The organism is Deinococcus sp. QL22 (assembly GCF_023370075.1).
Classification (GTDB): Bacteria; Deinococcota; Deinococci; order Deinococcales; family Deinococcaceae; genus Deinococcus.
Genome location: NZ_CP097149.1, coordinates 2,250,392 through 2,263,846, shown reverse-complemented (window position 1 = coordinate 2,263,846; position 13,455 = coordinate 2,250,392). Strand labels below are relative to the sequence as shown.

General features: G+C 63.9%; 18 protein-coding genes. All 18 read left to right on the top strand.

The annotated features are described in order from the left end of the window. Positions 1–261: 261 nt before the first annotated feature. The 18 genes from M1R55_RS11375 to M1R55_RS11290 all read left to right on the top strand — a co-directional run bounded on the left by M1R55_RS11375 (position 262) and on the right by M1R55_RS11290 (position 13,258). The gene (locus M1R55_RS11375; protein ID WP_249391879.1) at positions 262–1,236 is read left to right on the top strand and encodes a hypothetical protein; all 975 of its coding nucleotides are present in this window, start codon (positions 262–264) and stop codon (positions 1,234–1,236) included. 115 nt (positions 1,237–1,351) lie between these two features. Continuing rightward, positions 1,352–2,890 carry a hypothetical protein gene (locus tag M1R55_RS11370; RefSeq protein WP_249391878.1) on the top strand — a complete coding sequence of 513 codons (1,539 nt, stop codon included), beginning with the start codon at positions 1,352–1,354 and terminating at the stop codon, positions 2,888–2,890. Beyond that, positions 2,890–4,308, top strand: a complete 1,419-nt coding sequence (locus M1R55_RS11365; RefSeq protein WP_249391877.1) for a hypothetical protein — start codon at positions 2,890–2,892, stop codon at positions 4,306–4,308. The genes M1R55_RS11370 and M1R55_RS11365 overlap by 1 nt, the downstream gene beginning before the upstream one ends. A 31-nt stretch (positions 4,309–4,339) precedes the next feature. Then, positions 4,340–5,689: a hypothetical protein gene (locus M1R55_RS11360; RefSeq protein ID WP_249391876.1), complete on the top strand. Its 1,350-nt coding sequence runs from the start codon at positions 4,340–4,342 to the stop codon at positions 5,687–5,689. 48 nt (positions 5,690–5,737) lie between these two features. Next, on the top strand, positions 5,738–6,085 hold the full coding sequence (locus M1R55_RS11355; protein WP_249391875.1) for a hypothetical protein: 348 nt from the start codon (positions 5,738–5,740) through the stop codon (positions 6,083–6,085). A gap of 76 nt (positions 6,086–6,161) precedes the next feature. Then, positions 6,162–7,256 carry a hypothetical protein gene (locus M1R55_RS11350; protein WP_249391874.1) on the top strand — a complete coding sequence of 365 codons (1,095 nt, stop codon included), beginning with the start codon at positions 6,162–6,164 and terminating at the stop codon, positions 7,254–7,256. A 67-nt stretch (positions 7,257–7,323) separates the two neighbouring features. Next, the gene (locus M1R55_RS11345; RefSeq protein WP_249391873.1) at positions 7,324–7,713 is read left to right on the top strand and encodes a hypothetical protein; all 390 of its coding nucleotides are present in this window, start codon (positions 7,324–7,326) and stop codon (positions 7,711–7,713) included. Positions 7,714–7,716: 3 nt separating this feature from the next. Next, positions 7,717–8,151 (top strand): hypothetical protein, encoded by a 435-nt coding sequence (locus M1R55_RS11340; RefSeq protein WP_249391872.1) that lies wholly within the window; start codon positions 7,717–7,719, stop codon positions 8,149–8,151. Next, positions 8,148–8,507 carry a hypothetical protein gene (locus M1R55_RS11335; RefSeq protein ID WP_249391871.1) on the top strand — a complete coding sequence of 120 codons (360 nt, stop codon included), beginning with the start codon at positions 8,148–8,150 and terminating at the stop codon, positions 8,505–8,507. The genes M1R55_RS11340 and M1R55_RS11335 overlap by 4 nt, the downstream gene beginning before the upstream one ends. Beyond that, a complete protein-coding gene (locus tag M1R55_RS11330; RefSeq protein ID WP_249391870.1) occupies positions 8,507–8,947 on the top strand; it encodes a hypothetical protein in 441 nt (146 codons plus the stop codon). The genes M1R55_RS11335 and M1R55_RS11330 overlap by 1 nt, the downstream gene beginning before the upstream one ends. 5 nt (positions 8,948–8,952) lie before the next feature. Continuing rightward, complete coding sequence (locus M1R55_RS11325; protein ID WP_249391869.1) at positions 8,953–9,612, top strand: hypothetical protein; 660 nt, start codon at positions 8,953–8,955, stop codon at positions 9,610–9,612. A gap of 64 nt (positions 9,613–9,676) precedes the next feature. Then, positions 9,677–10,381, top strand: coding sequence for a hypothetical protein (locus M1R55_RS11320; protein WP_249391868.1), 705 nt, complete (start codon positions 9,677–9,679; stop codon positions 10,379–10,381). A 20-nt stretch (positions 10,382–10,401) separates the two neighbouring features. Beyond that, positions 10,402–10,719, top strand: coding sequence for a hypothetical protein (locus tag M1R55_RS11315; protein WP_249391867.1), 318 nt, complete (start codon positions 10,402–10,404; stop codon positions 10,717–10,719). Positions 10,720–10,772: 53 nt separating this feature from the next. Further along, the gene (locus M1R55_RS11310; RefSeq protein WP_249391321.1) at positions 10,773–11,078 is read left to right on the top strand and encodes a hypothetical protein; all 306 of its coding nucleotides are present in this window, start codon (positions 10,773–10,775) and stop codon (positions 11,076–11,078) included. Next, positions 11,060–11,536, top strand: a complete 477-nt coding sequence (locus tag M1R55_RS11305; RefSeq protein WP_249391866.1) for a hypothetical protein — start codon at positions 11,060–11,062, stop codon at positions 11,534–11,536. Before M1R55_RS11310 ends, M1R55_RS11305 begins: the two co-directional genes overlap by 19 nt. Continuing rightward, on the top strand, positions 11,533–11,967 hold the full coding sequence (locus M1R55_RS11300) for a hypothetical protein (protein WP_249391324.1): 435 nt from the start codon (positions 11,533–11,535) through the stop codon (positions 11,965–11,967). Before M1R55_RS11305 ends, M1R55_RS11300 begins: the two co-directional genes overlap by 4 nt. Positions 11,968–12,022: 55 nt before the next feature. Beyond that, positions 12,023–12,496: a hypothetical protein gene (locus M1R55_RS11295; RefSeq protein ID WP_249391865.1), complete on the top strand. Its 474-nt coding sequence runs from the start codon at positions 12,023–12,025 to the stop codon at positions 12,494–12,496. 168 nt (positions 12,497–12,664) lie between these two features. Further along, on the top strand, positions 12,665–13,258 hold the full coding sequence (locus tag M1R55_RS11290; RefSeq protein WP_249391864.1) for a DUF5565 family protein: 594 nt from the start codon (positions 12,665–12,667) through the stop codon (positions 13,256–13,258). Positions 13,259–13,455 lie beyond the last annotated feature (197 nt).

The following is a 13,455-nucleotide window of genomic DNA, read 5'->3' as shown; positions in this document are numbered from 1 at the left end:
GAGCGTCCTTCCTCTGTCCAGCACGTGACTTTAACCCCCTTGCTCCTGAGGGGCCGTCGCGGGAGGCCAAGCCCCAGCCGGAATGGAGGCCAACGCTTTCTTGAGCGGAATTTGGGCACTGTTCACCGACCCAGCCTGCTGCAGCGCCGCACCGCGAACAGCACATTCAAACTGTTTCTGCCCTGAGCACACCTCAGCATCGGGCTTGAGGCGGCCGCTGAGTGTTGCCTGTGCCCGACCCACTCTAGGAGGTGATGCCCTGTGACCGAGAAGAAGAAAGCAGGTGCCAGCAAGTCGGCACGGGAAGTGTCTCCGAAGTCGGCAGGTAAAGGCCGCGCCAGCACTCAGGAGGGGGCACGTTCGCCTGCGCCTGCAAGTGGCTCGGCGGGAAACCCCAAGCCGACCTCTAAATCGCGGGAAACCCCCCACAACAAGGGCACAGGCAAGAGCGTCCGCTTGGGCGAAGGGAAAACCCAAGTCAAGCCTACCGCTGCCGGTGATCCCACCGAAGGCGGCCACTACTGCGGGGCCAAGCTCCAAAAGACCGGCAAGCCCTGCCATCAGAAGGCCGGTGCACGTACAGACCATCCCGGCGAAGGCCGCTGCTGGTTGCACGGCGGACTGACGCCAATCCGCAGCGGGCGTTATTCAGGCATCACCACCCGGCCCCGCCTGCAAGAACTGATCGCTCGGTTTGAGGCCGACCCCGACCCCCTGAATTTGCTGCCGGAAGTGGCGCTGGTGCGGGCGGTGGCGCTGGATTTTGTCGAACGCTACGACGAGATGCACGAAGGCCTGATGCGCTGGAACATGAGCTTCGACAAGGCCTTCCGCTCAGACTGGGGCAAATGGGTGCGCGAGATGCGGACGCATGTGCAGGATGGCGGCGATCCAGATGATGAGGCCGCGCCCCGGATGCCTGATCCCCTCAGTTATGCCCCGACCCGACCTGTCCAGATCATCGAGATCAGCTTGGCGGCGGGGATCGCCTCACAGGTGGGCGCCCTGGTCGACCGCATCAACAAGATGCGTGAGGACAAGACCTTCAGCCTGAGCACTATCCGGCGCCTGCAAACGGCAATGGGCGAAGACCTAGAAGCTGCAACAAGGAGGTGGATGCCAGATGACGACCAGAGAGATCGGTTCCTCGACGAGGTGGAAAAGCTTTGGAACGGCATCCGCCTCGCCGGACTCACCGGGCCACGCGCTCGCGGAAGTGAGGAAGAAACGCAGTAAACAGGATTTCACCCGCTATCAGCGCCAGATGCTGAGGTTCTTCCGGGAGATTCTGGGCATCGAGCCTTGGTCCGGGGAGAACGGCACAAAAGGACAACTCGAGATCCTGCTCGACATGCAGAATTCCATCCGGCGGCAGCTGGACGGTGAAGACAACGTGCCGTTCATCTTCCTGGGCGAAGCTGCGCACGGCCTGGGCAAAACCTTTGTGCTCGAAGCGGGCGTGCTGCTCTACTTCCACGAATGCTTTCCGCCAGCTGCCGGTGAGGCCAGCATGGTACTCAGCACCGCGCCGACCAGCGTGCAGGTCAACGACCTCCTCTGGAAGGATGTTCGCAAGCTGATTGAGATGGCCCGTGAGAAAGGCCACCAGGTGGGCAAAGGGATTCTCCCCAGTGAAGCCCGCATCAATAAGACGGGCACCCATTTCGCTGTGGGCCGCACCACCTCGGACAGCGGCGGCAAAGGCGCTGAGCGCTCGCAGGGCCAGCACAACACCTATCAGGCGGTGCTGTTCGACGAGGCTGAAGGTATCCCCGATTTCTTCTACAACGGTGTCAAGCGCCAGTTCACTGGCAACCGGGTCAAGCTCTGGGTACTCATGGCCAACCCCAAGACCCGCACCAGCCGCTTCCAGCGTATGAAGGGCCAGGCGGGCGTGCTGAGTTACAGGCTGAGTCTCCTGAACTTTCCGAACGTCGTGCATGGCCGCGAGATCGTACCCGGTGGCACCAGCCGGGAAGTCTTCAACGGCTGGTTGTTCGACTTTGAAGACTTCGGGGCGCATCCCATTGACGCGGATGACCCCGCCCGCTACACCTTCCAGACGGCCTGGGAGGTCACGGCCCCCGATGGTCGCGTCTTCCCCCCAGGCCAGTGGTGGCTGCCCCAGCGCGGCTTCCTGTACGGCGCACTGGGCATTCCCCCAGAAGGGGGCGACGGAGACACCTTCGTCACCAGTGCCCAGTTCGAACAGGCCGTCAGCCGTCCGCCCCGACCCAAGACGACCGATCTCGCCAAGATCGGGGTGGATGGTGCCCGTTTCGGCAAAGACGCGGGCAAGGTCTACCTCGATCTGGACGGCAACGTGCAGCTGGTCGTGACCATTCAGGCCGGAGACACCCAGGCCTATCTGCGCGGAATCCGCAAAGCCGCAGACCTTGCGGCGGCAGCGGGCTACACCCAGCTCAGCGTGCGGGTGGACGCTGGCTACGGCGGCGGCATCGTGGACGGCGTAAAAGACGCCGCCGACTTGAAGGGCCTGTTCGCACGGGTCACGGTGCACGAGATTCACTTTGGCGGCGTGGCGCACGATCCGCTGAAATACGCCGACCGCATCACCGAGCTGTACGCGCTGGCCGGGGACAGGGTGGACACCCTCTCCATTCGCCACACCGGGCCGAGGCTGGAAGAAGACCTGTCGGACTCCAAGTTCCGCTACGTCACCAAGAACGTGGAAGACGTCCGGCGCGAGGTCAAGCAGCTCGAATCCAAAGACCTCTTCAAGAAGCGCCATGAGGGCCGCAGCCGCGATGACGGCGACGGCTTCGTGCTCAGTACGGCTCCAGAATTCATCTTCATCAGGCTCACGACCGCTGGCCCTGATCCCGCCGCCGTTCTCGCCGCATTTCGCGCCGCCGCCCAAAGGAGGTGATGCCGATCAGTCTGCTGGACACCCTCTGGCCGTGGCGCCACACCCCCGCCATTTCCACCCCGCCCGCTGCACCGCTGCACAACATGGCCGCCGCCGCCGCGTCCCAGGTGCGGGCCACCCTTGCCCGCCTGCCCAACACGCGGGAAAGCACCGACCCGATGGATCTGCCGGGCATTCTCGGCTGGTACTCCGACCAACTCAGCGGCTACCCCGGCGACACCCGGCCCCGCATCATCCGGGTGCTGCGCGGGCTGGCCGAGCGCGACGACGATGTGGCAGGCACCCTGCGCGACCATCTCTCGCTCGTCAACGGCGGCTTCGCCTGGGACTTCGTGGGTGGGGCGCGGGCCATTCAGGCGGCGGAAGCCGAGCTGACCGAGTTCTCCAGTCTGATCTTTCCGGAAGGGGGCGGCCTGCAGGGCCTCGCCAACAATCAAACGCGGGAATTGGCTCTGGCTGGAGCGAGTAGCCTTGAATGGATTCCGGGACGCAGCCGCCGGGGCATCGAGCGCGTGGCCGTGGTACCCGCTGAAGAAATCCGTATTCGACGCGATCAGACTTCTGGAAGCCTGATCCACCAACAGGTCGGCCTGGGCGAAGCCATCACGTTGAACCCCCTCACCTACCGGTATGCGGCTGCCATGACCAGCGACCGTAATCCGCACGGCCTGCCGCTGTTCGTCAGTGCGCTGTTCCCGCTGGATCGCAAGCGCCAGCTCGGTGATGCCGAGCAGCGCGTCATCAACCTGATGGCCCGCAGCGCCCTGATCACCGCCAGTATCCCCACGCCCACGCCCGCGCAGTTAGGGTGCATGGACGATCAAGACCCTCACTATCCGGCAGCGCAGGCGGCCTATTTCAACACCATCGCCGACCTGATCATGGCCAGCGCGGACGGGGGTCTGTACCTCGCCCCGATGTTGGGGGATAAGGAGGTCAAGATCACCACGGTGCCGGTCACCCAGTCGGCAGCAGGCGCCGCTGAGGTGATGAAGGGCAACGAACACCGCGTGTGGAACGCACTGGGCACCTTGCCCTTCATGCGCGGGGAGATGGATTCCACCACGCAGGCCCTCGCGCAGGTGACCCTTCCAATCCTGCATGCGCAGGCCATTCACGGTCAGATCACGCTGGCCGGTGCGCTGGAGTACGGCGCGAACCTGCACCTGCGGCTGCGCGGTATTCCGGTACGGGCGCAGATGAACTTTGTTGTGCCGCGCTCGCCCTTCCTGCTTGACGAAGCGACGGCGCTGCTGCGTAAGGCAGAGGCCCACACCAAGCTGGCGGCGCTGTTTGGCCCCGCGTGGGCACAGGCGGCTATGCGTGAGTTCGACATCGTGAACGGCGACGCCGCCCGCGCGCCTGAGTGGTGGAGCCCCACAAGCGGCACGCCCGCCCCGCCGCCGGAGCCGTCATGACCCCGCCCTCTCCCCTTGGAGGTTCTCCCCCATGACCAGCCCTACTCCCGATGCCCGTCACCGGGCCACCTTCAGTCTGGTGGCTCCCGCCAATCCCCCGCCCGGCAGTCTGCCCGAAGGCCACCTGGAGCGCATCAACGTGTTGCAGCGCGCCAAAGGCAAGAACGACCTGCGCGAAACCGACCTGATCGCCCGACCCATTAGGCTGTTTGGCAATCAGCTCACCTCGTACTACACCCGCGTGCCCGACGCTGACCTGCAAACGCTCGCCGAGCAGATCAACACGCGGGGCGGCGCGCTGCTCAGTGCCCACGTCACCGATGCCACGCCCATCGGCACCTACTACTTCGCGGAAGTGGTGCAGGGCGAGGCCACAAACAGCCCCGCGCCCGGCGAACCGATGCAGCCGCTTTTCTTGGACACCTGGGCCTACTGGTTGAACGACGAGAACGGTCAGCAGCTCTCGCGCCAGATTGACGGCGGCATCATCAACGAGGCCAGCATCGGTTACTGGTACGACCAAGTGCTGTGCTCGATCACCGGCGCGAGTTATGACAACAGCCCGTACTGGGCCGGACGCGCCTACGAGATCGTCGATCCCGAAACCGGGGAGACCACGACCCGGCTGTGCTTCCTCTGGACAACCGGGAACATTGACTTCGCGGAAGGCAGCTTGGTCTACCGGGGCGCCTATCCGGGCACCCGCGTGGGTGGCTCAGCCCCCAGCGGTACGGCCAACCTGAGCCTGAACGCCTCGGCCCCTGCCGGCCCTACCCCACACACCCGCTTCCAGCTCGCGGCCAGTCAGGACATGACGGCGGCGTTTCAGAAGGCCGTCGTCCAGCCGGACGCGGGCACCCCCGCAGCCTCTCCCCCCGCCCCGGCGGACTTCACTCCACAGGAGGACACGATGGCCCGACTCACCCTCAAGCTGCTCGACGGCTCCGCCCGCGAGGTCGAACCCGCAGAGGTTCAGGCCCTGCTCACTGCCCAAATCCAGAGTGCCGAAGAGCGCGGCGCCCAGGCCGAGCGCGAACGCCTCGCCGCCGCTCTGGGCTTAGAGCCCAAAGACGCCGAAGGCACGGCTGCGCCCCTGGCCACCCTAGCCGCCGAAGCCGCCGATGGACGCACTTACCGCACTGACCTGCTCGAAGAATTGCAGGGCCTGCACGTCACCCTGAGCGGCGGCGGCGACAAGGCCAGCCCCGCTGCCGAGCGTGCCCGCCGCGCCTACAGCGCCCTGACCCTGACCGACATCCGCGAGGAAGTCGAACGCCTGCGCCTGCAGCGGGATGCCGCCGTGCCCAACACCCAGCTCAGCGACTCAGCCCCTGAAACCGAAACTAACCGTCAGAAGCCTCGCGACTTCGACGCGGTTTAAGCACTCAATCCATCCTGCCACCCTCTCAATCCGAAATAAGGAGTCGCCGTGAAATTCAACAATATCGAGTATGCCGGGCAACACAACACCGGACTGACCTTCGCCCTCGACGCCAATGTGGTGATCGGTGACGCTGTCACCATGACCGCTGCAGGCACCGCCGCCCGTGGCGCCGCCGACGCCCCTCTCCTGGGCCGCACCGAAACCAAAGAAGTCGACCTCGCGGGCACCGTGTTCACGCGCGGCGTCATTGTCGTGCGCTGGACGGGGGCCGCCGTCTTCGGCCTGCAAAAAGTCAGCGTGGACGGCGCGGGTGCGGCCAAGGTCAGCGCCACCGGCAAAGAAGTGCTCGTGATCGGGGTTGCTGCGGGCCTCGCCGCCATTGACCTGGGCTAACGCGCCCGCCCCCGCCTTCCCTCTACACCCAAACCGCCCCTCACCGGGCGGTTTTTTGTGCCCACAGGAGCTGCACATGACGAAAATCACCAAGCTGACCCAACTCGAAGTCGGGTTGTACCAGGACGCCAAGAGCAACAACATGACCTTCTCTCAGTTGATGAACGACCTGCTACGCAAAGGCGACATCGACGAGTCGCTGGCCCGCCCCGGCGTCACCAATTCCCATGGCCAGAGCGTGGACGCCTACCAGCAGCTCCTGGCCGCCGCGAACATTCGCACCAAGGGCGACTTCGCCAACACCGGCGGCGCGTTCCTGGATGACCCCAACAACCGCGTGCTCTTCCCCGAGTATGTCGCGCGCACCTACCGTGACGCCGAGCGCGACGCCGTGAATGTGCTGCAGATTGGCGACCTGGTGAGCACCCGCGTCGGCATCGACGGCACCGCCTACCGCACCGGCATCATCAACAGCGGTCAGGAAAAAGACTTGGAATTCGGGCGCGTGGCCCAGCTTGGCGAGATGGCCGTGTACAGCATCGTGCTGGCCGACAAAGCCGTGAACGCCCTGAAGTACGGCGGCGTGCTCCGCATGAGCTACGAGGCGGTGCGCCGCGCCAAGCTGCCCATCCTGAACCGCTACCTGGCCAAGATCGCCCGTGCCCAGGGCCGCCGCAAGGTCAAACAGGGCTTGAACGTCGCGCTGAACGGCGACGGCAACGCCAACCCCGCCCCGGCCAGCACGGCGGTCGCAGGTGCAGTGTTCACCTTCGCTGACATCATCGCCCTGCAGATGGACGGCCTGAAGAACGGCGTGCAGTTCACCGGCATCACGGGTGACTCCACCACACTGGCTGAACTGCTCGCACTGGACGTGTTCACGGCGCCGGGCGCGACCGCACGTGGGGCTGACTTCCGCGATAACGGCAACTGGCCCTCGATCCTGGGCATGACGCCCAAGATGGCCGTCTCCGATTCGGCCCTGGAAGGCAGCAAGAAGCTGATGGCCTTCGACACGGCCAACGGCTTGGAGGAGTTCTACGAGAACGGCTCCGAGATCGTGGAAAGCGAGCGCCTGATCACCAGCCAGTTTGAGAACGTGGCGATCAGCGAGGTCGTGGGTTGGGCCAAGCCCGACGTACAGGCCTTCCGCACCAAGCAGCACGCATAAGCCAGCGGGCATTCCCCTTCATTGACAGTCAGGCCACCTGCCGGATGCAGGTGGCTGGAGGTTCCCTGTGGCAAAACCAGATCAAATCGCGGCCATCCGAGCCGCCAATGGGGTCGAACTCGACCCCGACGCCTACACCGCCAAGCAACTTGAAGCCTTGGAGGGCCTAGCCGAGAAGGATAAAACCGACCTCACCGCGTTCAATGCCAAGCGTCAAGAATTTGATGATGCGAAGGCAGCCGCAACTCCGGCTCCGGCAGCAGCCACCCCTCCGGCACAGGACGACCCTCAGGTGAAGAAGGTCTCCGTGCGGGTCAGTGACGCGATTGCCGGGTACGGTGGCGAGTTCACCGATCCAGACACGGGGGCCACCATCGGCGCAGAACCGTCTTCGGTACCGCTGACCGCCTTCGTGCGTGCCCACCTGCGCAGCGAAGAGCTCGTTGAGGCGGAGTAAGCGGTGACGCTCGCCCCCGTGTCGGCGGGCGGTGTGGCCTCCCTGCTGCCGGGGGCCACTGCGCCGTCACAGGCCCACGTCAATTTGGCCGGGGTCTGGCTGCGCGGGGAACTGGCCCGCCGCCAGATTGATCCAGACACCCTGACCGGTGACCGGGCTTTGGCCGCCCGTACCGCTTGGGCGGCCAAAGCCCTGGCCTACCGCGCTGCGCTGGACAGCACTTCGGGCAGCCAGCAGGCCGGGAGCGAGGCGGCGGCGCTGGAGCTGGCGAGCCTGAAGGTGCCCGGCGAAATCGAACTCACCTACCGGGCGGGGATGAGCTCCTCTGACCTGCTGCGGGCGGCAGCGGCAGACTGGGCCGTACTGGCGGCTGAGTTTCTGGCACTGGTGACGGCAGGCCACGTCACGGTGCGGCGTTTCCCTGGAGCGTCCCGGTGACCCGCCTGCCCGATTTGAAAGCGTTGGCGCGGGGAGCGCTGGTCGCCAACGCTGACCTGTTGTACCGGCATACGGGCACGTTCACGCTCGACGGCTCCATCTGGGCGAACACGCGCTTTAGCGTGAAGGATCCGGACAACTTGGGCCGGAATGCGCTGGATGCTGCGACCGCCGCCGCACAGCGCTTCAATGTGGCGTACCGCGACATCCGGCTGCTGAAGGTTCACCCCGAAGACACCCTGCCCGCCGTGGGGGCCATCCTTCCATGGGACGGCGGCACACTGGTCGTCCGTGAATGGAGTCAGGCCAGCGATTTTACGGGAACCAGCCTCGGTACCTGTGTGCTGGAGCGGTGATGACCAGCCAAGACCCCTTGGTGTTGGTCGTGAGCCGCCTGCAGGGATTGGCCCTGACCGTCCCCCTCCTCCGGCCACATGACGCTCTGCTGCCTGTCGAGTGGGCTGAGCTGGATGACCAAGGGCGTCCCAAGGCCAAGGGCGAGCGCGGCCTGCATCTCTATCTGGCGCAGCAAGCCCCCAACGGATACGTGCAGGTCTACGAACCCATGGCTGCCTTGACCGACCGGGGTGTGCGCGATCAGCACTGGGTCACTGTGGACGCGATCGCCGCTGACCGAACCGTTGCACGGGCACTCGCCCAACTCGTGCGCCGCATCAGTGGGACGCCCCGCACTGGGGGCCGCGTCAAACTCTTCACGCCCGCTCAAGTGACCAGTGACCGTGTCAGCACCCGCGTCACTCAGCAATTTCAGGTGCACACCACCCACGCGAGGTAAGACCCATGCTGAAGAAAAACCCCGATGTCCTGAACGCCGATAAGTTCGTCACTGCTGGGCGCGAATTCCACGGCCTCCGCAAGGGAGACGGCGGAAAATGGACAGACTTCGGCCTGATCGAGAGCATCGACATTGCCCGCGAAGACACCAAGCGCACGTTGATGGGCAACCGCCGGGGCCTGACCAAGCTGTACAAAGAGATCATCGACCAGAGCACCCTCACCGCCACCTTCCAGACCACCTCCACGGGTGACGTGGATGTGCGTGAATGGTTCCAGGGCACCATCGCCATTGTCACGGGCACGGCAGGCGATGAGATCTACGCCTACGAGAGCGCGTCCAAACTGGCCACAGGGGCGTTTATCATCGTCCAGAGTACCAAGGACAGCGAAGGCGCGGCTGGGCGCAGCCTGATCCGGATCTTCCCGGACGGCAGCCTGCAGGGCACCGGCAACCCCGACATTCAGGAGTTCGACGGGTACGAGTTCACCATGACCGCGACCGTGAACAAGGGCTTTAAGCCGCCTGTCACGCTGGGCGATTTCGGTACCGCGAAACCAGACGGCTTTGTCTACGACGTGCCCAACAGCCTGCTTGAGTCCACGCTGGACACCTTGTCTGCTGCCCTGGCGACCTACGTCGAAGCGGAACCAGCAGCGGCTTAACCACTTTTAATTTCTCCCGGCCCGTGCCGCTTGGCACGGGTTGTCCCCCTAACACGAGATGACCATGACGTATTTGCAGCCAGTGACTTTGGCCGCGGGCATGACTGTGACGGTCGCCGCTTGGCGTCTGGCAGACATGGCCGGACACGCAGCGGATCTTCAATCGGTGGTTCATGCCTTGAGTGCCTCTTTGCGTGGCGAGGTTCCTCCCTTGGCGCGTTCCTCCACTTTTCCCGTACTGGCCCGCCTGGTTCGGCTGAGCCTGACCCGGCCTGAAGACGCTGCTTTGGTGCAGGCCTGCGATGTACCCTCACTGCTCCTGGCCATGTGGGAGCTCAACGGCCTGCGGGATCTGGCTCAGCAGATGGCTGCCGCTGCATCTCCGGCGAAGGGTGAGTCAGAGGGACGCCCACCCACCCTGACCCTGACGCAACAGGCGCTGGAGTACCTGACCTGGGAAGAAGTGCAGGCCACCCCGCCGCGCGTGCTGGCCGAACGGCTAGATGCCCTGTCGCGCCGCCGCAAACGCGACCGGGCTGACAACCTGATGGATATTGCCATGAGCAACGAAATCAATTACGGGCAGGAATTGAAAGGCCGAATTCCCACCAGCACGCTGCCCTACAAAGTCCTGAACACGCCCTTCCAGCGCTGGCACCGGGCACTGGAGCGTGCCGGACTGGGCCTCCCGTACGAGGAGTTGCCCGAAGAACGGTTGGTTCGATTGGCTGCCGAGAACAAGAGGCTGCACAGAGCGCTGCTCGCCTAAGCATTGCAAGGAGGAACCCGATGAAGTCACTCAGTCTTGCTAACGGCACCAGCGTCACGATCCAGCCCTGGACGCTCGACATGATGAGCAGCCATCCCACCGACTGCCTGAATATGCTGGAAGCCTTTACCGCACGCATCCAGGGACGACCCCAGCTGCTGCCGGATCTGGACACCATGCAGATGATGGGGCGTGTGATTCGCTTCAGCCTGGCCCGGCCTGAAGACGCCGGGCAGATCCAGGCCACCGACCTACCTGGCCTGATTGATGCTATCTGGGAGGTCAACCGGTTCGCTGAACTGGTGGGTGTGTTTATGAAGTTGAGATTGGAAGCCTGATGGCCTGACACAATTTATGAGAAAGCGTCCCCGGTAGGGGACACTTTCTGTTTGTGAAGACCGAAAATGCCACCGGGGACGCCCCCCGACTGTACCAAGCGATCCTGCCCCACCTCCACCCCGCCCTGTGGAACGACGTCCGCAACGCCCGTACGCTGGCCTGGATGGTCAGCGGCTTGGTGCTGTCCCAGAGCGTTTCCATTCCCTCCTGGCTGCCGCACATCCACTCCCAGGCCACGGTCGCCCAGAGCACCGAACGTCGCTGCCGACGGTGGCTGGAGAATCCAGCCATCGCCCCTGGCAGTGTGTATGGCCCCCTGATTACCCGAGCCTTGCGGGATTGGGGCCCGCATTCCTGACGCTGGCGCTGGACACCAGCATCCTGTTCGGACGCTTCTGTCTGATCCGGGTGGCCGTCCTCTACCGGGGACGCGCGGTACCGCTCGTCTCCCGCGTCCTAGAGCATGCCAGTGCTCAGGTCGGCACCGAACAACTCCTGCCTGTCCTCGCCGAGGTCAAAGGCCTGCTGGATTTTCTTGGGCTGCACGATGTTCGACTCCTGGCGGATCGGGGTTTTTGCGACACGGCCTTGATGGGCTGGCTCCGCGTCTGCGGATGGCACTTCCGCATCCGCATCAAATCGAGCCTGATTCTGGCCGCTCCAGACGGGCAACGGGTCTGCACCATCGGGGAAATCAAACTCGCAGCGCGCGAAACGCGCTGCTTCCACAACGTCACGATCACCGGACACCGATTTGGGCCGGTGCATGTGGCTCTGGGCCGTCCACGGACGGCCCAGAGCAGTGGCAGGTGGTGAGCGATGAACCCACCAGTCGTGCAACGTTTGCTGAGTACGGCGAGCGCTTCCAAATAGAGGAAGGATTCTTGGATGATAAGAGTGGCCTCTTCGGTCTGGAGGACTCCAAACTGCGTGATGCCGCCAGCCTCGAACGCCTGATCCTGGTGATCTCTGTGGCCACGCTCCTGCTCGTCTCCGAAGGACTCCAGCTCGTGCAGCAGGGTGTGCGCAGAACCATTGATCCCCATTGGAACCGCGCCCTGAGCTATTTGAAACTTGGTTTACGCGGCGTCCACTTCGCGCTGAGCCGGGGGCAGGCAGTACTCAACCGCCTGACGCTCCAAGGAGGCGCCGATCCGGCGCCTCCCGGACGTCGCAAGAAATCGCATGTCAGTTCTGTGGACGCTTTAGAAGGCGGCTGGGTGCTCAGATTTCGCTCTCCCTCATAAATTGTGTCAGGCCGTCAGGATTGGAAGCCCACGAGCGCCAGGAGCAGTTCGTGACATGAGGGTCAAGATTGAACAGGGCAGCAAAGGGCTATGGGCGAAACGCGCGAAGGCTATCAGCAAAGGACTGGGAGGGTTGGCCCGGGATGGCGCACGCTCAGCGGAACTGCACGTCCGGCGCGGGCTTCAAATTAATGTCTATGCCACCGAACCCGGCGAGTACGAGCGCACCAAGCTCCTGCTGCGCCAGGTGTATTCCGCGGGGCAGGCCAACGCGACTTCGCTGGGGATTCTGGTGGGCAACCGTGCGCCTTACGCCACGGAGATTGAGTTCGGGACAGGGCCGTACGAGTTGAGCGAGGCGCAGTTGGCGTCCTACCTGGAGGTGCTGCCACGCGGGGGCCAGCTGCAGTTCGGACGCAGTGGTAAGGCTTACCTGTTACCAGGGCCGACACTTGGCCCTGGAATCACGTTTGCCCGCACCCTCACTCGCGAGCGGTTTCAGCGACTGATGGCAGACGCCTGGGCGTAGCCACCAAGCTGAAGAGACCCCAGCGGTCATCTTGGACAGGACTTCAGTGTCTGGATTGAGGCGAGGGCCCAGGATCACGGCCGCTTGCCCTAATCGAGTACAGCCAACTCTCTACACTGCCGATGGGTTGCAGCTGATCACGCCTGAGGCTGTACCCTCGAGGTAACCATGAAAAAGATTGTCAGTCTGTTCCAACGGAATTACGAGGGCGACCGCCTCGTTCGGGACGAAGTGGTGCCAGGTGCTGAATGGGTTATGGCGGGCGAAGGGACCGCGACGCGGAAGGTAGACGGCACGTCCTGCCTGGTACGTGATGGCCGTCTGTATAAGCGGTATGACGCGCGGGTGGGAAAAACGACCCCAGAAGGCTTTGAGGCAGCACAGGAGCCTGATCCGCAGACGGGCCATTGGCCGGGCTGGCTGCCGGTGGGTGAAGGCCCTGAGGACCGCTACCACCGAGAAGGTTGGGCCAACACGCCGGGCCTTGCGGAGGGGACGTACGAGCTTGTCGGTCCAAAGGTGCAAGGGAACCCAGAGGGGTTTGACCAGCATCTGCTCGTGCAGCATGGTGCTGAACTTCTGCCTGAAGTCCCTAGGGATTTCGAAGGGCTGAAAGCGTACTTGGAGCCCCTGCACATCGAGGGCGTCGTCTGGCATCACCCAGACGGACGGATGGTGAAGATCAAGCGCAAAGACTTTTTTAAGTCAGCCAAGCGCGCCTCTAACCCGGCCCAAACAGCTGAGCAGCTCAGAGCGAAATGAAGGAGAGTCTGCAGCGTCATGCCGCAGTTTGAACACCCTCTTTCACCTCTCAGGCAGAGCGGGGCGCCAGGAACGCTTGGCTCACGGCTTACTTTTAGGTGTTCTATTGATGGGCAATTTACCGGAAATGGAACGCTTAGGCCGGGCACTCTGCGTCTGGTTTGGAGACTTCAGCCTCGACTGCCTCCCCCTCACCA

What these genes read in the sequence shown, in the direction of transcription:
- M1R55_RS11370 (WP_249391878.1), top strand. Translation starts at nt 1,352, where the DNA reads ATGCAGAATTCCATCCGGCGGCAGCTGGACGGTGAAGACAACGTGCCG.
- M1R55_RS11365 (WP_249391877.1), top strand. Translation starts at nt 2,890, where the DNA reads ATGCCGATCAGTCTGCTGGACACCCTCTGGCCGTGGCGCCACACCCCC.
- M1R55_RS11360 (WP_249391876.1), top strand. Translation starts at nt 4,340, where the DNA reads ATGACCAGCCCTACTCCCGATGCCCGTCACCGGGCCACCTTCAGTCTG.
- M1R55_RS11350 (WP_249391874.1), top strand. Translation starts at nt 6,162, where the DNA reads ATGACGAAAATCACCAAGCTGACCCAACTCGAAGTCGGGTTGTACCAG.
- M1R55_RS11330 (WP_249391870.1), top strand. Translation starts at nt 8,507, where the DNA reads ATGACCAGCCAAGACCCCTTGGTGTTGGTCGTGAGCCGCCTGCAGGGA.
- M1R55_RS11325 (WP_249391869.1), top strand. Translation starts at nt 8,953, where the DNA reads ATGCTGAAGAAAAACCCCGATGTCCTGAACGCCGATAAGTTCGTCACT.
- M1R55_RS11320 (WP_249391868.1), top strand. Translation starts at nt 9,677, where the DNA reads ATGACGTATTTGCAGCCAGTGACTTTGGCCGCGGGCATGACTGTGACG.
- M1R55_RS11315 (WP_249391867.1), top strand. Translation starts at nt 10,402, where the DNA reads ATGAAGTCACTCAGTCTTGCTAACGGCACCAGCGTCACGATCCAGCCC.
- M1R55_RS11295 (WP_249391865.1), top strand. Translation starts at nt 12,023, where the DNA reads ATGAGGGTCAAGATTGAACAGGGCAGCAAAGGGCTATGGGCGAAACGC.
- M1R55_RS11290 (WP_249391864.1), top strand. Translation starts at nt 12,665, where the DNA reads ATGAAAAAGATTGTCAGTCTGTTCCAACGGAATTACGAGGGCGACCGC.